This window comes from Microcoleus sp. Pol17C6, from assembly GCF_036701145.1.
Classification (GTDB): domain Bacteria; phylum Cyanobacteriota; class Cyanobacteriia; order Cyanobacteriales; family Microcoleaceae; genus Microcoleus.
Genome location: NZ_JAUBQH010000039.1, coordinates 41511 through 61733 on the forward strand (window position 1 = coordinate 41511; position 20223 = coordinate 61733).

Annotated in this window: 21 protein-coding genes and 1 pseudogene; 9 read left to right on the forward strand and 13 right to left on the reverse strand. The window is 44.5% G+C overall.

What is annotated here, in order from left to right; translation table 11 throughout:
- Position 1 precedes the first annotated feature (1 nt).
- The 6 genes from QUA25_RS19215 to QUA25_RS19240 all read left to right on the forward strand — a co-directional run bounded on the left by QUA25_RS19215 (position 2) and on the right by QUA25_RS19240 (position 8431).
- On the forward strand, positions 2–691 hold the full coding sequence (locus tag QUA25_RS19215; RefSeq protein WP_333040554.1) for a CPBP family intramembrane glutamic endopeptidase: 690 nt from the start codon (positions 2–4) through the stop codon (positions 689–691).
- A 1565-nt stretch (positions 692–2256) separates the two neighbouring features.
- Positions 2257–3399 (forward strand): glycosyltransferase family 4 protein, encoded by a 1143-nt coding sequence (locus QUA25_RS19220; RefSeq protein ID WP_333040555.1) that lies wholly within the window; start codon positions 2257–2259, stop codon positions 3397–3399.
- Between the two features lie 447 nt (positions 3400–3846).
- Complete coding sequence (locus QUA25_RS19225; RefSeq protein WP_333040557.1) at positions 3847–4836, forward strand: glycosyltransferase family 4 protein; 990 nt, start codon at positions 3847–3849, stop codon at positions 4834–4836.
- Positions 4837–5076: 240 nt separating this feature from the next.
- Positions 5077–6447 carry an O-antigen ligase domain-containing protein gene (locus tag QUA25_RS19230; protein WP_333040558.1) on the forward strand — a complete coding sequence of 457 codons (1371 nt, stop codon included), beginning with the start codon at positions 5077–5079 and terminating at the stop codon, positions 6445–6447.
- 551 nt (positions 6448–6998) lie between these two features.
- A complete protein-coding gene (locus QUA25_RS19235; RefSeq protein WP_333040560.1) occupies positions 6999–7793 on the forward strand; it encodes a WecB/TagA/CpsF family glycosyltransferase in 795 nt (264 codons plus the stop codon).
- 194 nt (positions 7794–7987) lie between these two features.
- Positions 7988–8431, forward strand: a complete 444-nt coding sequence (locus QUA25_RS19240; RefSeq protein WP_333040562.1) for a DUF4079 domain-containing protein — start codon at positions 7988–7990, stop codon at positions 8429–8431.
- Between the two features lie 81 nt (positions 8432–8512).
- Here QUA25_RS19240 and QUA25_RS19245 read toward each other — a convergent pair whose 3' ends face one another.
- Complete coding sequence (locus QUA25_RS19245) at positions 8513–9421, reverse strand: alpha/beta hydrolase (protein ID WP_333040563.1); 909 nt, start codon at positions 9419–9421, stop codon at positions 8513–8515.
- 416 nt (positions 9422–9837) lie between these two features.
- Here QUA25_RS19245 and QUA25_RS29540 point away from each other — a divergent pair, with 416 nt between their 5' ends.
- A complete protein-coding gene (locus QUA25_RS29540) occupies positions 9838–9951 on the forward strand; it encodes a cation transporter (RefSeq protein ID WP_445305267.1) in 114 nt (37 codons plus the stop codon).
- Between the two features lie 13 nt (positions 9952–9964).
- Here QUA25_RS29540 and QUA25_RS19250 read toward each other — a convergent pair whose 3' ends face one another.
- From QUA25_RS19250 to ubiG, 4 genes are all read right to left on the reverse strand, one after another.
- Positions 9965–10702, reverse strand: a complete 738-nt coding sequence (locus tag QUA25_RS19250) for an alpha/beta hydrolase (RefSeq protein ID WP_333040565.1) — start codon at positions 10700–10702, stop codon at positions 9965–9967.
- A 202-nt stretch (positions 10703–10904) separates the two neighbouring features.
- Complete coding sequence (fldA, locus tag QUA25_RS19255) at positions 10905–11417, reverse strand: flavodoxin FldA (RefSeq protein ID WP_333040567.1); 513 nt, start codon at positions 11415–11417, stop codon at positions 10905–10907.
- A 162-nt stretch (positions 11418–11579) separates the two neighbouring features.
- Positions 11580–11906: a cupin domain-containing protein gene (locus QUA25_RS19260; RefSeq protein WP_333040568.1), complete on the reverse strand. Its 327-nt coding sequence runs from the start codon at positions 11904–11906 to the stop codon at positions 11580–11582.
- A gap of 434 nt (positions 11907–12340) precedes the next feature.
- Positions 12341–13186 (reverse strand): bifunctional 2-polyprenyl-6-hydroxyphenol methylase/3-demethylubiquinol 3-O-methyltransferase UbiG, encoded by an 846-nt coding sequence (ubiG, locus tag QUA25_RS19265; protein ID WP_333040569.1) that lies wholly within the window; start codon positions 13184–13186, stop codon positions 12341–12343.
- Between the two features lie 225 nt (positions 13187–13411).
- Between ubiG and QUA25_RS19270 the strand changes: the two genes are divergently transcribed.
- Positions 13412–14143, forward strand: a complete 732-nt coding sequence (locus tag QUA25_RS19270; protein ID WP_333040571.1) for a TIGR04283 family arsenosugar biosynthesis glycosyltransferase — start codon at positions 13412–13414, stop codon at positions 14141–14143.
- Positions 14144–14157: 14 nt separating this feature from the next.
- Here QUA25_RS19270 and QUA25_RS19275 read toward each other — a convergent pair whose 3' ends face one another.
- The 4 genes from QUA25_RS19275 to QUA25_RS19290 all read right to left on the reverse strand — a co-directional run bounded on the left by QUA25_RS19275 (position 14158) and on the right by QUA25_RS19290 (position 16712).
- The gene (locus tag QUA25_RS19275) at positions 14158–14442 is read right to left on the reverse strand and encodes a hypothetical protein (RefSeq protein WP_333040574.1); all 285 of its coding nucleotides are present in this window, start codon (positions 14440–14442) and stop codon (positions 14158–14160) included.
- 172 nt (positions 14443–14614) lie between these two features.
- The gene (locus QUA25_RS19280) at positions 14615–15301 is read right to left on the reverse strand and encodes a DivIVA domain-containing protein (RefSeq protein WP_333040575.1); all 687 of its coding nucleotides are present in this window, start codon (positions 15299–15301) and stop codon (positions 14615–14617) included.
- The gene (gene coaD / locus QUA25_RS19285) at positions 15184–15762 is read right to left on the reverse strand and encodes a pantetheine-phosphate adenylyltransferase (protein ID WP_333040577.1); all 579 of its coding nucleotides are present in this window, start codon (positions 15760–15762) and stop codon (positions 15184–15186) included. The genes QUA25_RS19280 and coaD overlap by 118 nt, the downstream gene beginning before the upstream one ends.
- A 122-nt stretch (positions 15763–15884) precedes the next feature.
- Positions 15885–16712, reverse strand: coding sequence for a M15 family metallopeptidase (locus tag QUA25_RS19290; protein ID WP_333040580.1), 828 nt, complete (start codon positions 16710–16712; stop codon positions 15885–15887).
- Between the two features lie 55 nt (positions 16713–16767).
- Here QUA25_RS19290 and QUA25_RS19295 point away from each other — a divergent pair, with 55 nt between their 5' ends.
- A complete protein-coding gene (locus QUA25_RS19295; RefSeq protein WP_333040582.1) occupies positions 16768–16911 on the forward strand; it encodes a hypothetical protein in 144 nt (47 codons plus the stop codon).
- A 26-nt stretch (positions 16912–16937) separates the two neighbouring features.
- Here the strand turns inward: QUA25_RS19295 and QUA25_RS19300 are convergent, their stop codons facing one another.
- From QUA25_RS19300 to QUA25_RS19315, 4 genes and pseudogenes are all read right to left on the reverse strand, one after another.
- The gene (locus QUA25_RS19300) at positions 16938–17159 is read right to left on the reverse strand and encodes a helix-turn-helix transcriptional regulator (protein WP_333040583.1); all 222 of its coding nucleotides are present in this window, start codon (positions 17157–17159) and stop codon (positions 16938–16940) included.
- 174 nt (positions 17160–17333) lie between these two features.
- Positions 17334–19514, reverse strand: a complete 2181-nt coding sequence (locus tag QUA25_RS19305) for a pentapeptide repeat-containing protein (RefSeq protein ID WP_333040585.1) — start codon at positions 19512–19514, stop codon at positions 17334–17336.
- Positions 19515–19572: 58 nt separating this feature from the next.
- Complete coding sequence (locus QUA25_RS19310; RefSeq protein ID WP_333040586.1) at positions 19573–19935, reverse strand: transcriptional regulator; 363 nt, start codon at positions 19933–19935, stop codon at positions 19573–19575.
- Positions 19919–20146, reverse strand: a pseudogene (locus tag QUA25_RS19315) (type II toxin-antitoxin system RelE/ParE family toxin); the annotation flags it as partial. The gene QUA25_RS19310 and the pseudogene QUA25_RS19315, both read right to left, overlap by 17 nt.
- Positions 20147–20223 lie beyond the last annotated feature (77 nt).

The window sequence follows — 20223 nt, forward strand, 5'->3', positions numbered from 1 at the left end:
AATGTTAGATATGGGCGATCGCCAAACAGCACTATTGGCTCTAACACTGCTTGTTCCTGCGGCTAGTATTGGTATCATAGCAGCCTTGTATATTGCCCCTGGAAGCTGGGGACAAACACTGTCAGTCTTTTGTCAAGTTTGGTTACTGGTTTTTCCGATCGCATGGTCTGTTTTTGTCGATCGCGAAAAGCTGCTTTTATCCCTGCCCAAGCGCCAAGAATTGCTGGCTGGAGCTATTTGGGGAATATTCATGTTTGCGGTAATTCTGGGTATCTATAGCCTTTTTGGTCAGCACTGGATCGAGCCTGTAGTTGCCAAAGAAAAATCGCACCAATTAGGTATTAGCAGCCCTACTATTTACTTGATTGTAGAAGCATATTTTGTGGTAGTTAACTCACTGATTGAAGAATTTACTTGGCGGTGGTTTGTCTGCAACAAGTGCCAGATTCTCATACCGGGAACAAAAGCAATATTTCTGAGTTCGCTATTTTTCACGATCCACCACATTTTTGTAATAGCAGCTTACAGCGACTGGCAGGCTGTGATTTTAGGTTCCTTAGCTGTCTTCACTGCCGGGATAATTTGGTCTAAGTCTTATCTAACTTATCGTTCACTTTGGCCTAGTTATATCAGCCACGCGATCGCAGATTTTGCCCTGGCAAGTATTGGTTGGCAAATCCTCTTTAACTAGCTGCTTTTTCAGCGACTATTCCTGGCAATTATACAGTAAAAACTGACCTTTTGCCCAACTCACTCTCCAGATTAATCTCTCCCCCCATCATCCGGGCGGCGTGCTACTGCAGCAGGCGATAATGCACCCTGATAAATTGTAAGCTTTTGCAAGGTATATGTGGCTGTAGCTGCGGTTAATGCCAACTAGCAGCGACAAGTGTTTGCTGGCATTGATGCTGATTGTACTGGGTTATTGACTGATGCTGTGCAATAATCGAACGTTCATATCTTCCCACCGGCAGATGCTTTCCGTTAAGGCCTCTGCTGTTAATTATAGCTTTGGTTTTGCTTGCGATCGCATAATTTTAGCGGCATGAAAACTGACCAACATATCGCTGCAAGCATCGGCGGCCGGGCCCCCAAGAGCAAACCGATGGTCATCCAGAATTGCAAAGTCAGGAAAAATGATGATTTCATAACATGAAATTTTTTGTACGCGAAATCGTTTGATACATACCACGAAGCCGCTGCTAGTGCTTAGGAGTTAAGGTGTACACAATATAGGCCGATTAACCTTGAGTGTTCTTTTGATCTTGATAGGGTCATGTGATAATTTGCTACTGATTTTTTTTACGGTAATTACTTATACACGACTTGGGCAGGGATGCTACATATACCCGGCTCCGCAGTGGCAGTCTCTTTTGGCAACTTTTTCATGCGATCGCCTTTTATTAACACATTTAAAACTCAGGCACCTAATTAAATTTATATCTGTGAAACTCTATGTTCTGTAGCACGATTGGGAAACCTATTTTTTCAAACAGTGGACGCCTCAACCATCTTTTTTCAGGAACATACGACAACTGAGGGCGAGGGATATCTCTTGAAAAACAGGGTTTCTCCCCTCATTCGCACGTCCACAACGGTCATTCGCGCGATCGCGCCCCTGTACGTATCTGAGAAAACCACCATCTCTGAATTTTGACAAAATCGGAGCTTGTATCAAGCAATACCGACAGCACAGTTACCCAAAAATCACAGCTACTGATTGGTATTTATATCTGTTAGTTCCATGGGGCAATTAACATTCTCAAGGTAAGAATTCCCCTTTGGAATCTGTATAAAATTTTGCCAAAGGCGATTTCAATCTACTGAATATTGTTGCTAATGCTACCTTTATCTCCCACCTTAAAAGTTGGCTAATATTCGGTTTCCCGTACATCCCTGTCTGTTGGATAGCAAATGATGTTATCTTGAACAGAGGGTGTTGTCGAGCTTGGTGTTTGTCGCGAAGAAAGCTCATATTAGATGAGGTATCTATCTTTAGGAGTAACTTTCCATGACCTGAAAATTATCCCTCTGGGAACTGTTTCGCGAGCACATCAATCCTTATTATCAATGCAATGACAGTGAACTTTTGGCAGATACATATTGGGGTGTTGCAAACAGTTGATCGGTTGCATTCTATGTACACACCAGGAAAGCGGTAATTAATATTCACCCGCCCCTCTTTCCTTTTGGGCTCTAATATCAGCGCTGGTAGCAGCGCCGAAAGCGAGTTAAAGTCGTCAGCGGGACTTAAAAATGAAAATCACCTTTGTGCTTCCTACTGTGTCTCTGGCTGGTGGAATACGAGTAGTATCTATTTTCGCAGAACGTTTGAGAAAGCGAGGACACTCCGTGTTCGTCATCTCTTTACCCCACCCGCAACCGAGTATGCGCCAGCAAGTCAAGTCGCTGCTGCGAGGGCGCGGTTGGATTTCCACACCTGAAAACGAACCCTCATTTTTCGATAACTTAGGTGTAGAACACAAAATTACCGATCGCTACCGCCCGGTAGAAGACAAAGATGTACCTGACGCTGACGTAGTAGTTGCCACCTGGTGGGAAACCGCCGAGTGGGTAGCCAAACTCTCTCCTAGAAAAGGAGCAAAAGCTTATTTTATCCAGCACCACGAAATTTTTGACTATCTACCTCAAGGTAGAGTAGAAGCAACTTGGATGCTGCCGATGCACAAAATTACGATCTCTAAGTGGTTAGTTGATCTAGCTCGGACTAAATATGGCGATCGCGAAGTTTCCTTAGCTCCTCCTACCGTGGACACCAAGCAATTTTACGCCTGTCCTCGCAACAAACAATCGGTTCCTACAGTTGGCCTAATGTACTCTACAATCTACTGGAAAGGAACCGACATCGCCCTCAAAGCTTTTTCCCTAGCTGCAGAAAAGATCCCCAACCTGCGTCTGGTTGCCTTCGGTACAGGGGCCCCATCCTCGGAATTGCCCTTACCGGCCAATGCCGAGTATGTAATTCAACCCGACCAAGACAAAATCAAAGACTATTACAGCAAATGCGATGCTTGGCTGCTGGCGAGCCGCTCAGAAGGCTTCGGCTTGCCCATTATCGAAGCGATGGCGTGCCGCACTCCCGTCATCAGTACCCCAGCAGGCGCTGCTCCTGAAATTTTGAGCGGCGGTACTGGCATACTTGTAAGACCAGAAGATCCCGAAGAAATGGCAAAAGCCATAGAGCGTATCTGTCAGATGCCAAATTCCAAGTGGCAAGCCATGTCGGAAGCCGCCTATGCCAAGGTGAACAATTATACTTGGGAAGATGCCACGGATCATTTTGAAGCGGCATTGAAAGTTGCTGTAGACAAATCTAAAGACCGCGACGTTAACGTAGATTCCTTTTCTCCCTACGAAAAATTGGCGGTTGGATGCTAAGTGCCGCGCCGCCATTTGAAATTCGGCGCTACGGGCGTTTTCGGCGCCGGATTCTGGGGAGAAACTCAATATAGTTTGGTGGGGTGGTTCTGCCACAAATAAAATCGCCCCTGTCCTATTTTCTACCCAGCAGTCTAGAGACGAATTCTAACCGCAGCGACGAGGGAATACTGGTTATAAATTGATCTGCCAAACTCTGAACCAGAGAGCAACGGAGGTTTTAAGGCTGCCTCCGTTACAGGTTAAACTTGTGTAGTCGTCAAACATCTGCCGATTTGTAATTGGGGAAAGTCCCTGACGACAAAGTAAGATCGGCTCGACTATCGAGTTACGATCGCCTCCAGCAGAGATCCCCACCGCGCACCCAACCCAAACAGAGGCTGGTAAGTGCCAACTTGCAGTTATGGAAAGGAGGAGTTTTAACCAGTATCAATCTTCCGTATCTATATGAAAATTACTTTTGTCCTGCCTACCCTGAGTCTTACAGGGGGTATGAGGGTGTTATCTATCTACACAGAACTTCTCCAAAAGCGAGGACACAAAATATTTATCGTCTCTATGCCCCCGCTGCAACCGACTTTTCTCCAACAATTGCGATCGCTGCTGAGGGGTTGGGGTTGGGAGTCCGCTCCCAAGACACAAAAGTCTCACTTTGATAAAGTGGATCTCAAAAGTCGAGTTATCGAAACCAACCGTCCAATTACTGACCTTGATGTACCTAATGCCCATATTGTCATGGCTACTTGGTGGGAAAATGCCGAGTGGGTGGCAAAACTCTCTCCCAGCCAAGGAACGAAAGTATATTTTCTCCAAGATTATGAGGCTTTTGACTACGTACCAAAAGGTCGAGTAGAGGCAACTTGGCGGCTGCCGAGGCACAAAATCGCTGTGGCCCAGTGGCTGGCCGACATCGCTAGCAATGAATACGGCAATTTGTCTGTATCTCTTGTCCCTCCTACGGTGGACACCAAACAGTTTTACGACCCCCAGTCCCGAGCGAAGCAGCCGCGAGGCAAGCAATTAGTTCCCACAGTCGGGATGTACTATACTACAACTCCCTGGAAAGGCTGCGATAGTGCCCTGAAAGCTTTCTCTATAGCTGCTAAAAAATTTCCCAATCTTCCTTTAGTTGCCTTTGGTTCCGGCCATACTCCTCCTCCCAATTTGCGGCCTGATGGCACGGAGTATAATAAAGCACCTACTCAAGACCAACTAAAAGAATTTTACAGCAAATGCTATGCTTGGCCGTTTTCCAGCAGATCCGAAGGCTTCGGCTTGCCAATTTTAGAAGCTATGGCTTGTGGCACTCCAGTCATCGCCACTCATGCTGGTGCGGCTGCGGAACTACTTGCTTGCTGGCGGGGGTGGCAGACTTGTCAAGCCAGAACACCCAGAGGATATGGGAAAAGCGATCGAGCAGATTTGTCACTTGCCTGATGCCGAAGGGCGCGCAATGTCCGAGACTGCTTGGGAAAAGGTGATAAATGATACTGGGGAGGATGCAACTAATCTCTTCGAGGCGGCACTATACACCGCTTTGGAACGTCAGGCACAATTAACGAACAAGACGTAAAATTGAGGTTGATTTAAAAGATTGGGGTTGGGCGATCGTTTAAGCGAGAATTTTTCTTGGGCAATTGAGTTGTCTTTCTATAATTTTACTGCCAAAAAAGACCTATGGCTGCATTAATCCCACTTGCTATGTTCGGCTTTATTCCAGTCGTTTTTTACCTGTTTGTGAGGTTTCCGGCTCAGCGGGCGGTAATTATAAGTTTTGTTGCAGCCTGGCTGTTTTTGCCGCAAGCTTCTTATCCTATCCCCCTACTGCCACCGTATACAAAAATTTCCGCAGCTTGCTACGGCATTTTGCTGGGGACTCTTATCTACGATCCTGCGCGCCTCACATCTTTTAAGCCCGGTTGGCTGGACGTGCCAATGGTAATTTTGTGTTTGTGTCCAATTATTTCACAAGTTAGTAATGGCGGCAGCCCGCTTTCTCCGACTATCAAGCAAATCGTTACTTGGGGTCTGCCTTATTTTTTAGGACGCTTGTATGTGGGTAATTTAGATGGGCTGCGACAATTGGCGATCGGGATTTTTGCCGGTGGGTTGGCCTACATTCCTTTTACTTTAATTGAAGGGGTTAGGGGCCCAATTCTGCACCAAATGATTTACGGGGTCAATGCCTTTGAGGACTGGGGTCAAGCAAGGCGTATGGGGGGGTGGAGACCGGTAGTATTTATGCAGCACGGTTTGATGGTGGGCCTGTGGATGATGACAGCCGCCTTAATTGCTCTTTGGCTCTGGCAAACTGGGACGCTCAAAAAGTTTATGGGCCGTAACATCAAGACTTTAGCAATTATATTAACTATCGCTTTTTTCCTGTGCCGTTCTACTGGCGCCTACAGTTTATTTGCAATGGCGTTGCTCGTATTATTCTCTGCCAAGTGGTTTCGCACCTCTTTGCCCTTGCTCTTGATAATTGGATATATAGTGTTTTATCTGTACGTAGCTGCATCGGGTCAATTTTCGAGCAAAGACGTGATTAATTTCATCACTCCAGTATTTGGCGAAGAACGAGCCGCCTCTTTGAAGTTTAGATTTGACAATGAAGAGATATTGGGGGAAAAGGCGCGGCAAAGATTTATGTTTGGCTGGGGAGATTCCGGCGGAAACCGCGTGTACGACGAGTACGGTAATGATATCTCGGTCACCGACAGCTTATGGATTATTGCCTTTGGTGTCAACGGTGCACTCGGTTTAGTTAGTTTATTTTCTTCATTATTACTTCCTGTTATTGTCTTTTGCGTGTTTAAATATCCCGCCAGAACCTGGTCTAATCCCAAGGTAGCACCCGCTGCAGCCCTGGGAGTAGCCTTAACTATGTACATGTTTGACTGTGTTTTGAACGCTATGACTAACCCGATTTTTGCGATGATTGCTGGAGGAATAGCGGGTCTGGTCTTAAAAGCTCCAGAAAGTCTTAAGGCCAAGAAAACCGGTTCGCCACCAAGAAGACAGGCGCTGGTTCACCAAAAATCAGGATGATTTTCATGAAGGCGATCGCTCCTTCACTTCAAGCTTGACACTATCTTGCCTTCCCTGGAGACAAAAACTAAAAAATCTACCACTTTTGGATGAAATGCAGTTCTGAAGCTGCCAGATATTTGTCACTAGGTTAAAATTTTAACCTCATAAACTCTTTTTTACATTCATATCAAATCCGGTTGCATGGGAATGATTAAACCGATCTTGACGCAGAGAATACAGAGGAAGAGAACAGAAAGATGAATAATTGCGATCCAACCGAATTTGATATCATTGGCAATGCTTCAACAAGTATTAGCACTGGATGGCTTTTTTCTTGAAACTGTGTTGCGAGTTATAAACTTAAAAGTGGGCTTTATACACTTTTTCTAAAACGAGATGATTCTTTACATAATCTTTAAAAATCCTCACTAGACACGCAGGGTTTAGGAGGATATACTGAGAAAAGTATGTTCACCGAAGCACCTAGGTAGTTAAAACACGAAACTGAATGGTGGGTTATAATAGTAGTTTGAGTTGTAGTTTAATATAAAGTGGGAAGGGAATCATAAATGAAAACCGTTAATTTATTGAATGTCTCGATAGATAACTTGTCAATCACAGAGTTGTTTGAAAAACTCGACTGCGAAGGTGGTGTCGTATTTACACCCAATGTAGATCACTTGATTAAGTTGCAGTATGACCGCGACTTCTATGAAGCTTACAATACATCTACTTATAGAGTCTGCGACAGTCAAATATTGATGTATGCCTCCAAGTTTTTGGGTACTCCTCTCAAAGAAAAAATTTCTGGTTCTGATTTGTTCCCTGCATTTTATATGTATCACAAAGATAACGAGAAGATTAAAATATTTTTGCTAGGAGCTGCTGAAGGTATTGCTAGGCAAGCCCAGGAAAAAATTAACCAAAAAATTGGTAGAGAAATAGTGGTTGAAGCACTTTCTCCTTCTTTTGGCTTTGAAAAAAATGAGGAAGAATGTGAAACAATAATTGACGCGATCAATAAATCAGGAGCGACAGTTCTGGCTATAGGAGTGGGAGCACCCAAGCAAGAGAAGTGGCTGGTTAAATACAGGAGCAAATTAACACACGTCAAAATTTTCTTAGCCGTAGGTGCAACCATTGATTTTGAAGCTGGTTGCAAAGCCAGAGCTCCCAAATGGATGAGCGAAGTCGGCATAGAATGGGCGTACCGACTGTTAAGTGAACCGAGAAGGTTGTGGAAAAGATATTTGATTGAAGGTTTGCCTTTTTTCCGATTAATCTTAGAACAAAAATTAGGGTTTTATAAAATGCCTTTCATGGACAGCAAAACCACCAATCTAAAATGGGAAGGTGGCTCCTAAAAATGGCAGCGACAAATCTCTAGCGTAAATTAAGCTGAGTATCAGAGAAAGTGCGTTTGACTTCCAGGCAAGACGGATGCCATTTGTGGATAGTCCGATCGCAGTTTCTCTCAAAATAATTCATTTTTGCTTTCAAGTCCAGGTAAAATCGGAAAGAAACCTTTTGTGGAAAATCCTAATTAGGGATGCAACCGATGAATCTGCCTTCTTTCTTGTGGTTGTGGAAAATAGCGGCTTGGTCAATGGGTGTTGCCCTGTTGGCTTACCTGTTGCTGGCCGTTACTGGAACGTGGATGTTTGCCGCTAGGAGTACCAAACAACCCCGCCCAAAATGGCTGCGTCCCTTTCATTTAGCCACTGGTGCGGGGATGGCGACTTTGGTAATTTTACTGCTGGGAATTGGTGTAGTCGGTACGCTAGGATACTACGGCAATTTGGGTCACTCGGCTCATTTACCGGCGGGGTTAGCTGTTGTGGCTTTGGTGTTGGTTTCTGTGGGAAGCGGGCTGCAAATTGGTCCTAAACATCCTTGGGCGCGTCCCCTCCATATCGGCACTAATTTGGCCTTGTGTGGGGGATTTGTGACTGTGTTGCTCACAGGATGGACGATCGTACAAAAGTATTTGCCCAAAGTTTGAAACCTGTCTATTTGACCTCAAACTATACCAAATGTTCCAGGGAAAACATATATGTAAGGTGCGCTGCAGCGCACCCTAGGTTTAATTTTTTTTCGTGAGTCCGCTTTGGGTGATGAATTCTAAAATATGCTGCGCTGTAGTCTGTGGCTTTTCTAAGTGGGGAACGTGCCCGCAGTCGGGTATCCAGATTAGTTGAGAATTGGCGATCGCCCTTGCAAACTTTTCCGCATCCGCCGTCCCCAAAATCCGGTCTTGTTTTCCCCACAAAATCAGAGTCTGCTGCTGAATTTGCGATAATTTTTCCCCAAAACCTCCGTAACCGCCGCTTTTGGTAAACGCAATTAAAGCTTGATTCCAGTTGGGCATTTCCAAGTGCAAAGCAGCACAAGTTTGAGCGTCTTGAGAAGCCAAATTTTTATCGAAATAAGCATTGACGCTAATTCGCTGGCGAATTTTGGGATTGCGTAAAAATGAAGTTGCCAGATACCCTAAAGGAGGAATTAAAAACTTTCCCTTATTAGAACTGATGGCAAAACCTGCGCTATCTATTAACACTAATTGTTTCACAGCTTCGGGATAATTGAGAGTGAAATCAATGGCTGCTGCACCTCCCATTGAAGCACCGACTAAGATTACAGGCTGCGAAATTAGCGTTTTCCAAAAATAGTAAAGATGACTTTCAATTGCCCTCGCGCTGAATGCCAAACCAGCCGCTCTTTCTGTAAACCCGAAACCCAACAAATCAACCGCCCAAGTTTCATTTTCAGCAGCTAGCAGCGGCAACAGGCGCCGGAATTCAAACAAGGAACTGTCGAAGCCGTGAATTAGCAAAATCGGTGTGTTGCCCCTGCCTTGGCGCACGTAGGTTGTGGCAATTGGCTCAGAAGATAGGGGAGTTGTAATGGCCTCTCGCTGAATGCTTTGGGCTAAGGCAATTGAGGTAGATTCTGTGAGTTGTGCGATCGATTTTGGCAGAAAACTTGCTGGCATAATTCTTGATAAATTGTGAATTGGTAGGGGCGATGCCACTCTGTCCGCCCTAACATTTAAGTATATATGCTTGCTCAATCGCTATTTTAGGAGTTCGGGCGAGTCCTTAAAATTCGATCGATACTCAGTATCCTTCAGCCCAGTCTAAGGCTGAGTTTGTTAACAAGATGTTAAAATATTTTATAATCGTTGTTAATAATTGCTGTTTAATCTACCCTTACCTTCCTCTGCGTTAAGACCGTCTCTGCAGTTTATTCACAAAAACTAATTGACAAATCTAATAAAATTAGCCTACCATTTACTAAAACATCTGAGTATATTTTAAATAGTTTTTACAATTATTCTCAAATTTCAAAAAGAGACTGAGGATAACTCAAACTCCATACCTCAAGATCCTAGCAAATAAAATTGGCAGCATCGACTGCGACAACTGCGCCAAAAAAGTAGAAGCCGATATGAAAAAATTGCCAGGAATTACCGAAATTAATCTAGTATTTGCCACATTAAGTTTCGAGAAATTGAACAACTAATAGCAAGCTTCACCTAAAACTTAAAATTTAAAATTGGTTGGTGGCTGTGTACATATAGCCAAAAGTTGAGTATTTTTTCGCCCACTTGTTCTGGATAGAAGTGGTGAAAGAAATGTCTACCGTCTTGACATTCCCAAAGCATATCGCCTTTTTTAAGAAATTTCGACCAGCGACGCATGACAACAGGAGATACCAGAAAATCAGTTTTACTGCTGCATATTAACAAAGGTACTTCTACACCTTCATCGTGGGAATTACTAATCCTAAATAAGGAGTGAGGACAAGGAGAACAGGCTAAGTCATTCTCAAAATATGATATGAATTTTTGATGAATAATTTGATTTTGGCATCCCAGCATATCGCCTACTATTTGATTCAAAACTTGTTTGCGACTCCGGGGAAAAGCTGAAAGATACGTATAGTAATGTGCTTGCCAATTAATAGCAGATGGCAAACCCACAGATAAAAGTCCCAAAGAACGTACTTTGTGAGGATAGCGGCGCGCATACATTAAACCAACTAATCCGCTGGTACTGTGGCCCATGAGATGAATTGGGCGATCGCGCAATGTTAAAAAATCGTGCAAAAGTTCAACAGCCATATCTAAAGAGCAAGCTTCGTCTTCAGTTTGTTGGTATTCCCATATCTGCACGGGTACAGAATCATTTAAGTAGGAAAGCAGCGTTCGATCGAAGAATTGCAAACTCGGACTTACACTTAACCAAAGCACGTCTTCTGAACTAAACTTCATTTATTTTAAGTTGGATATCGAGTTATTCACAATTATAATTTATAGCCGTTCTCAGAAAGATGAGGTACTATAGGGCATATGACATAGGGCATACCTCACTTTTTTGAGAACCGCTGTATTTGCTAGATTTTCGGGGCGGGTTGAGTGCGTAATTTTGATTTTCGCACATCATCTAATTGCCAAACCCGCCCTACCGTGAAGTCTACAAGCTAAATTCTCTCTTGAGTTGAGATACCCAAGATTTGATGCGCGATTCCGTCAGATCGGATTGGTTGTCTTCATCAATAGCAAGACCCAAAAACTTGCCATCAACTACAGCTTTAGACTCATTAAAATCATAGCCATCTATCGGCCAATAACCAACTGTTTCACCGCCCTGTTCAGAAATCTTTCCAGCCAAAATCCCCATTGCATCCATAAAATTATCCGGGTAGCCTTCTTGGTCGCCAGTTCCCACATAAGCTACTTTTTTGCCACTAAAATCAATATCATCAAGTTCAGGCAAAAAACCTTCCCAGTCGCTTTGCAGTTCGCCGATATTCCAAGTCGGACAAGCGATAATCAGACATTCGTATTCCGCAAAATCATCATTTTCAACGCTGCCGATATCGTGCAAGGTCACGATATCGCCACCAAATTCATCTCGAATCATTTCAGCTACAGACTCAGTTTTCCCAGTTGTAGTTCCGTAGAAAAGACCAATTGATTTCGACATTGTTACTCCGAAGGTGAAATTTGATAGTGCTTGAGAATTATTTTTTTTGAGTCAGGATTTGGCATTTCCTGCCTGCAATTGAGACAAAGACAGTAGACACGGTTGTGGCGAACCTGAGAAATTAGGGAGTCAAGGCAGCAAGGACACTGTTTTTTCATCTACTTAAAGTTGAAAATTCATTAACCAAGCTGACTCACTCAGATCGGGGTCTGGTTCGCACTCAATTAGTAACAAATTCAGCGTCGTTTGTACTTTTAGACTGCGCGGGATGCCGGCGGGTACAAACACAAATACTCCCGGTGTTAAAGTGACTGTTTGATCGCACACCGTGAGAGTTCCCACTCCTTCTAAGACGGCGATGGTTACATCTTTAAACTTATCGAGGTCAGGTATTTCGGAATTTTTACCCAAACTCATCAGTTTTTGGCTGTCGGCTGGTTGTCCGTCGCTGATTGGCGAGGCTGACGCGGAAACTATTGCTGCTGTCACGGTGATTGACCTCCAGGTACTGTTAACTTCCGGCAGTTATTGCAATTAATATTCAATAAGCTACCATGCAATCTATATAAATTATCAATAGCTAAACATTAAGTTTTGTTGCAATCGGCTATGTATCTGGGTTTAAAAGCAGCGGTTGCACCCGTAAATTGAGACAGGGCGGTCATTTGGGTCAAAAAAACTGCCATGGGCGATCCGGTTCACACCCAAATATTTGCTAATTATTATCATTTAATTTTAAAACACTCATCATTCATCATAGGACTTACGCAGAAACCGGGTTTGATGGACCAAAATATTGCATCCGGGCCTTTCACACTGATGAAAAACCCGGTTTCTTTAGTATTTATCCGTAAGTTCTACATCAGTCAACAGTTAACAGCCCCCCGCCAACAGTCAACAGCCAACAGTCAACAGTCAACACACTACTTCTTCGCCCCAACGCCAACATACATAATCGACTTATCCTCATTAATTTTGATTTTAAACAACCCTGATTTTTTGTAATCCATATAGTTAGCTAGATTAGATGTTAGAGTTTGAGATACTTGTTTTAAAATACCCGCCGAAGGAAACACCTGCTTGCCGCGTGTAAAATCTTCCCAAAACCCGTGCATTGTGGCTAACATAGCGCCAATTTCGCCAAACATATCAAAACCTTTAATTTGAATATTGCCAAAACCAATATCCTGCATTACCACAGATAGTTCCTCCGGGGTAATAAATTTTTCCCAATCGTGAACGCCCCGCCTAATTTCCTGCAAAATATTTTCCATCAGTCCTATCATCACAATTTGCGAGGAAAAAGTTCGGTTGATTGTATCAAAAAAGAACAGTCCCCCAGGCTTCAGAATCCTGTGCACCTCAGACACAACTTTTTTGTAATCGGCCACGTGTTCCAAAACATCCACGCAGATTACAACATCAAAGGTATTGTCGTCGTAGGGCATATTTTCGGCAAAGCCTTGCCTGTAGTCAATCTCAAAACCGCTGGTAACTGCGTGATTTTGAGCGGCTACAATACATTTGTCCGATCGATCTATTCCAGAAACAATAGCGCCTCTCTCGGCCATAAACTCGCAAGAAAAGCCGCCGCCGCACCCGACATCTAAGGTTTTCAGCCCTTGCCAGTTAGTCGCGTGTCTGTCGAAGAACTCAAATCTGGGTTTGTTTAGGTGGTATAAAGCATAAATTTTAGCATTTTCGTCCCACCAATTATCGGCATTTTCATCATAAAATTCTAAATCATTTTTTACTTCTGTTTTCTGCACGATTTTCTCAGTCCTGATTAGTGGAAAATATATATGGCGATTGCACATTTGCGGGATTTTATAGGACGCCTATACACCTAATTTTTGTAAAAAAACCGAGGTTTCGTGACAAATTGGCAGGCAGACACCAGGTTCCTGAATCCGCGCGCGTAAATTCTATTTTATCGTTAGTTGTGAATCGCCACAGTTTTTTATTATAATAGCTCTGGCATAAATTTCAACCAGATGGATCGCGTTTCTATTATCATCCCAGCCCTCAACGAAGCGACTTGTCTGCAACGCACCCTCCGCCAACTCAGCATCCTTAATCCTCCCGCTTGGGAAGTGTTGGTGGTAGACGGCGGCAGTCAAGACGAAACAGTGGCGATCGCACTTTCCGCCGCCACCCGCGTTATTTCTAGCAGTATAGCCGGACGATCCCTGCAAATGAATTTAGGTGCTCAAGTCGCCACCGGTGAAATTCTGTGCTTTCTCCACGCCGATACTTTAGTTCCCGACGACATTGTAGCAGTCATCCAGAAAACTTTGTCCGATGCCGAAATTTCCGGCGGCGGGTTTATCTCCCTGATGGCTGGTTCGCAGCAAACAAGGTGGGGTTTTTCCCTCCACAATTACGTGAAAACTTATTACGCGCCGCTGTTATTTCGACCTCATTTATTTTTCCAAGGATTGCGCCTGCTGTTTGGCGATCAAGTTATTTTTTGTCGCCGTAGCGATTTTTGGGAATGCGAGGGTTTCGATGCTGCGCTGCCAATTATGGAGGAAGCGGATTTGTGTTTGAAGTTAGTGCGACGGGGGAGACTTAAGTTAGTCAATCGGGTAGTGGAAAGTAGCGATCGGCGAGTTGCAAATTGGGGCGAATTTAAAGCAATTGCGATCTATCTTTCGATTGGTTTTTTATGGGGTTTTGGCGTTTCCCCAAGGTATCTCAAGCAGTTTTATGAAGACATCCGCTGAAACACAAAATTTGATTAAATTCCCCAAATGTACTGCCTGTAATTTTTGGGCAAAACTTTTTCCAACAGGTAAATAATCGCCCAACAACCTAACAAATTCCCCGTAAATAAAAAGCCGAGCTTCAGCAGGGGATTTACCGGGTCAATAAACTTATAAAACACTAACAACACATATTTCACTACTGTCGAATCCAGGAGATATATAGGGAATGAATAAGCAGCCAATATTTTGACTAACCCCGATGCTCTACTGGGAAGTGCGATACTCTTAGAAAATGCGAGGATCGATAATACGAACAAAATTGCGTATCCTTGAGCAGATAGTTTAAAAAACGATCCGAGAAACCATGCCTCCGAATTAACTCCACTTATCAGGTAATATTCCCAAATGCTAGCTAGATAAAATGCGAAAAAAAATCTACCTCAATTAGGTAGACTTTTAGAAATTTTCAACCAATGAGTTCACTGTTGGCTAACCGTTGTTGTGATGGATGTGCGACGCAGAAACACTATCCAACTGATCGCGCCCGTTGCGGATCACGCGCAGCATATCGCTCAACTTGTGCTCGATATTATCGAGCACTTGGTCGGCATAATCATCGGCTCCGTTTTGAATTTCCTCGCATTCAGCCATCGCCCTGACTCTCATCTCTTCCAATTCCTCTTGAGCCTGGTAGCGAATTTGTTCGACTTCCGCCAGCGTGGCCTGCTGAATTGCCTCGCAGTCGAGCAAAACTTGCTGGCGCAACTGATCGGCTTCTATCTTCGCCTGCTGGAGCAGGCCCATATCGTTTAAAATTTCTGCTGCTCTCTGTTCTGCTGCTTCTATCACTTCCTGAGCGTAAAGTTCCGCCTCTTGAAGCAAGTCGTCTTTGTGCCGGATGATCGTCTCGGCTTCCTGAAAGGCGATCGGCAAATTTAGCCTCACCAAGTCTAACTGATCGAGCAACTGTTCTTCATCCACCAGAGTGCGTCTGGTCATGGGAATTCGTGGACTGTCGAGAACAATTTCCTCAAGCCGGTTCAATTCCCGCTGGATGTCTACTCCTGCGGTTCGGGTGGGGTCTCCGAAGGCGGATGTGTTCTGAGGCGATTCGTTCTCAGTGCCGCGTCCGGTACTGTCGGGTTCGATGCGAGTTGGTTCCTGCTGGCGTAACATTTGTAAATATCTAGGGCGACGTGTTTCGGAACAAGATGATCTACGGAGCCACCAAACTTGGCTATTTCTTTAACTACACTACTACTTAAAAAGCTGTACTCGTTAGAAGTTGCCAAAAAAACTGTTTCAATTTCACCCAGAAGGGTTTTATTGGTGTGGGCCATCTGGAGTTCCATTTCAAAATCTGTTAATACCCGGAGCCCCCGCAGCAGCACTTTGGCTTGTCGAATCTTAGCATAGTTTACTGTCAAACCCTCAAAACTGTCTACTTCTACATTTGGCAAGTGTTCAGTAGAGCGCAGGATCTGCTCGATCCGTTCCTCTACGGTGAAGAGAGGGGTTTTGCTGGGGTTTCTGACTACGGTAACAATTACCCGGTCAAACAGTTTAGATCCCCGCTCGATAATGTCTGCGTGACCGAAGGTAATGGGGTCAAAGCTGCCTGGATAGATTGCAATCACGAGTTTGGCTCAACGGAGTGGGGGGGAGTGGGGGAGTGGAGGAGTGGGGGAATGGGAGAGTGGGAGAGTGGGAGAGTGGCAAAGCCGGAGATGTGGACAATCTTCCTTCTTCCTTCTTCCTTCTACTTTTTCATGGAATGAGCTTTGTAGAAAGTTTCGAGGCTTTGCTTGTCGCCCACAAACCGCCAGTGCCAAGGCTCGTAACTAACGCCTTGGCGATTGTTTTTGGGGAAGGACATTTCAAAGCTGAAGGCGACGGCGTTGGCTTCTAACCACTTGAATGCTTCGGTATTTTCAAAACTGGGGCTGAGGTTGTGTTCCGGGGCGCTGCCGTCGCCGATGTCGATCGCGTAACCGGTGTGGTGTTCGCTGTAACCTGGAGGGGCGCTGACTTCGGCTCGCTTGCTGGCGTTTTGCCTGCGTTCGGCTTTCACGTCAAAAAATACGTGCTGTTGGTCTTGCAGGGAGCGAAAGCCGGATATGGGAGCGAAGTAGATGCCTGATGCGGCGGCGGCGTTGGCCATTTCTTGATATTTTGCTGCTGCTGAGGTGCGGAGTTTGACGCTACCGTCGGAGGTGACGCCTACCAAGTCTTTGGCTGGTGCTTCTGGGTACGGCAAGTGTCCCAGGAGGTTGTCTGGGGTTGTGGGGACTTTAGGGGTGCTAGCTGGACTCGCGACAGACGGAGACGCGGAACTTGTCGGCGCTGAGTTTTGTTGAGTTGGCTCTGCCTGACTGGTGGCTGGGAACAAGTTAAAGTTGAGGTGCAGCCAGATGCTGACCCCACAGGCTAGTGCGGCCAACCCTAGCAGTTTCCAAATCAGCCCTTTTTTCTTGGACTGACTCTGCCCTGCTTCTGGGTATGGGTGGTCTCGTACTGCTTCTGGAATTTCGTCGGCGACAAGCTCCGAGGCTTGCGGGGGTTTTCTTGACAGACTAGCGTTATCCAAGCCAGCTCCACTCCTGCACTTCAATAAGGCTCAACGTTACAAATTGTAGACCGATATGGGCGATCGAACAGCTACAATTGCCGCTGAGAATATATCATCTCTTTCAGACTTCGCCCCGTCCTATCCGCCAACTCTCGCATCTGTTGCTTGGGCCCACAGTCGATCGTCCCTGCGAGGTCGAACTGGTTGGCGCTGGTAGCGCTGGTTTATTTTAAGTGTAATTTGTTACTGTTCCACAAAATCCCACAATTCTTCGATCGACACATCAAACGTCCGCGCCCATTTTAGCAGAGCACCAATGTCAGCCATTGCCATACCGGGCGATCGGGCATAACTTTTCAGCGTGCTGTAGTGAACGCCAGATCGAGTGGCAACCTCTGTCAGAGTCGAACCGTTCTCGGCAGCCAACTCTCGAATCCGCAACCTCACCAATCCCCGGCTTGACAAATGGCAACTATTGTGAATTGAAGTAATTAGATATTAAAGGGCGATCGTCCCCCGGCCTCAGAAACGCAAGAGCAATCACTTTTTTAGACAACCTCTCATTATATTTATTCTCTGGTGAAAGAGTGTATTCACGCTTTTTGAGTAGAGTTTGTTTAGCAAACCCCTTAACTTATTTTATTCGTGAGTAGATCCATCTGGCATAATTGCACCAGTGAGTTTAGCATTTGCCAACTCTGCTCCTCCTATTTTTGCACCAGTTAAGTTAGCGCCAGATAAGTCTGCACCTGTTAAGTTTGCTGCACGGAGGTCTGCTGAAATTAGGTCAGCACCACGCAGTTTTGCAACATATAAATATGCTTGTCGCAAATCAGCTTCGGTTAAGTCTGCTGTAGTTAGATCGGCACTTTGTAATCTTGCATCATTCAAGTTAACCTGTCTTAAATTAGCTCGGCTCAAATTTGTGCCGTCTAGGTTTGCTCCCTGAAGTTTTGCCCCATTCAAATTCACATCTCTCAAATCGGAATTCGTCAATTTTGCTGAACTCAAATTAGCACCTTGTAAATTGGCTCCCATCAAGTTAGCACTGCTCAAGTCCCTACCTGTTAAATCGGCATTTTGTAGGGATACATACGGAGCAATTAAGTAAGCGCCCGCTTTCACGGGAGCGAAATCAGTAGGAAATAAAGTTGCTTGATTGTAAATCGCTCCTTCAAGTTGAACTTTATTGAGATTTGCTCGATCGATGTTGGCTTCTAAAAGGTTAGAATTACTCAGGTTTGCATTTGTCAAATCAGCATTGTTTAGGTCGGTTTTTCTTAAGTATAGCCCGCTTAAGTTAGCTTGACTGAGGTTTGCACTTGTGAATTTTGTTTGTTGACTAAGTTTAGATCCGCTGAGGTTTGCACCATTCAAATCGGCTTCACTAAAATTTGCATTTTCTAGTTTTGCTCCTCTTAAACTCGCCTTGCTCAATGTGGCTTTTTCTAGTTTAGCTGATTGTAAATTAGCCTGAGAGAGGTTGGCATTGATTAAATTTGCCCGCTCCAGATTGGCACTGGATAAACTAGCCTGAGCAAGGTTGGCATTGACTAAGTTTGCCTGATTCAGATTAGCACTATATAAATTAGCCTGATCGAGGTTGGCATTGACTAAGTTTGCCTGATTCAGATTAGCACTGGATAAATCAGCCTTAGAAAGGTTGACACCGCCTAGTTTTGATTCGCTAAAATTTGTGCTAGAGAAAGAGCCATCCCTCATATCTGCTCCATTAAGAATTGCCCCGCTGAGGTTGAGCCTCTGCCAATTAACACCCCTTAAATTAGCTTTTTTCAAATTAGCTTTACTCAGGTTGACATCAGAAGCTAGGTGTTTACCTGTTAGATTAGCACCAGCTAAATTAATCCCTGTAAAATCCTTTTCTCCCTCACTGTAACGCTGCCAAAAATCTTCAACACTAACAACAGGTTCCGGACATTTCTCAGACTCATCCTCCACATCCTCACAGCTATCCTCTAAAGCAATATCTTCCGCATCCGCCGCCAATACTTCCAAATAATCAGCTCGATAGATGGAATCCGAAATCGCTAAAAACCGCCTTTCTATCTCCTCCTCATTTAATACTTCGCTGCTGTCAAAGCGCTCAATTAATTGCTTAACAATTTGGCAGTCATTCGTGCGAATCCCCACTTCTTTTTCTGCACTTTCATCGCTGTTAGTCAGAAAATTATGGCTACCCAACATGGCAAAACTAGAATCACAGACTAAAAAGTTTTCGTGAGTTCCCAATAAAGAGAGACAAAATTGATCGGGATATTCGCTTGCTAATTCTTGCAAATCTGCCAAAGCATTGTAGCGCCATCCCTTGCCGATATTTTGCCTGTCTCCCAGATAACCCCACCCAATATTTATCAAACATCCTCGGTTCAAACACTCTCTAAATTTTTGCAGCAATTCATCATTAATGCTGTTACAATTGAGCCAAGGGCAAACAATAATCAGCCGATCTTGAGCTAGTGATAGCGCTTCCATCAAGACACCGCGACTGTTGGGACGATCGCATACTAACTGATACTGAAAGTCTGACTTTTGCTTTTCTGTCTCGGTGTCAAGCTCGATCGGTCGATCGGCAAGGACAGACATATCGCCATTTCCAAAATCACACGGCTGTTGCAGGGACGCAATTTCAGCAGTCAAACTTTCTAGCATTTGCGGTTCAGGGCGATCGTTAAATCGCTGTTCCTGTGCCTCTAACTGCCTCTTAAGTTTGGCTAGATATTTTTTCAGAATAACTTGCTCTTCTTCAAGCTGCAATACTCTCGTGGCTATTGATACTAAATCTAGTTCGGTTTCTGACATAGTGCTCCCCTAAAATCAAAAAAACTTAAAAAGCCATGTTTGAGAAATTGGCCCCTCATCAAACATTACCCACTTCCGCCAATTCAGCACCACCAACAGAATCTTTCTCTTCCCCTTTATCCCCTTCATCAACCGCAACAGATAACTTCAATCCCAGAGCTTTCAGCCAACTTGCCAAAGCATAAATTGTCCCACTTCCTTCTCCCGACAACAAAATATCTAATTTTTCCAAATGCAATTTAGCATCCTCTGCAGACATATTTGGTTCGCCAAGAGCCTCAAATACATTGCTAAGTCCGAGTTCCAGCAAACCAGGTTCAGGCTCTTCGTCTTCCAAATGCGCTGTTAGATAAGCCGCAGCGTGTATTTTATCCTTGAGCGCTTCTATCAGATAGCCCTGGTAACTATCGCTCGTTGGCATTTTCGCGTTCTCCATATTCTTTCCAATACTCCTTAGCTTTGCGGATATCTTGTTCTTGAGTGCTTTTATCCCCACCGCAGAGAAGAAGAACTATTGTTGACCCCAATTGTCCGAAGTACACGCGATACCCCGGCCCAAAATCAATTTTTAATTCGCAGACTCCTTCCCCAACAGACTTGCTGTTTCCTAAATTCCCTAAGCGAACTCGGTCATACCAATTTTATGTGAAGTTGCATATAATAGAGAGATGGCGTTTATGGTGCGTTTTATGGCTCGTCTTTTAAAAAT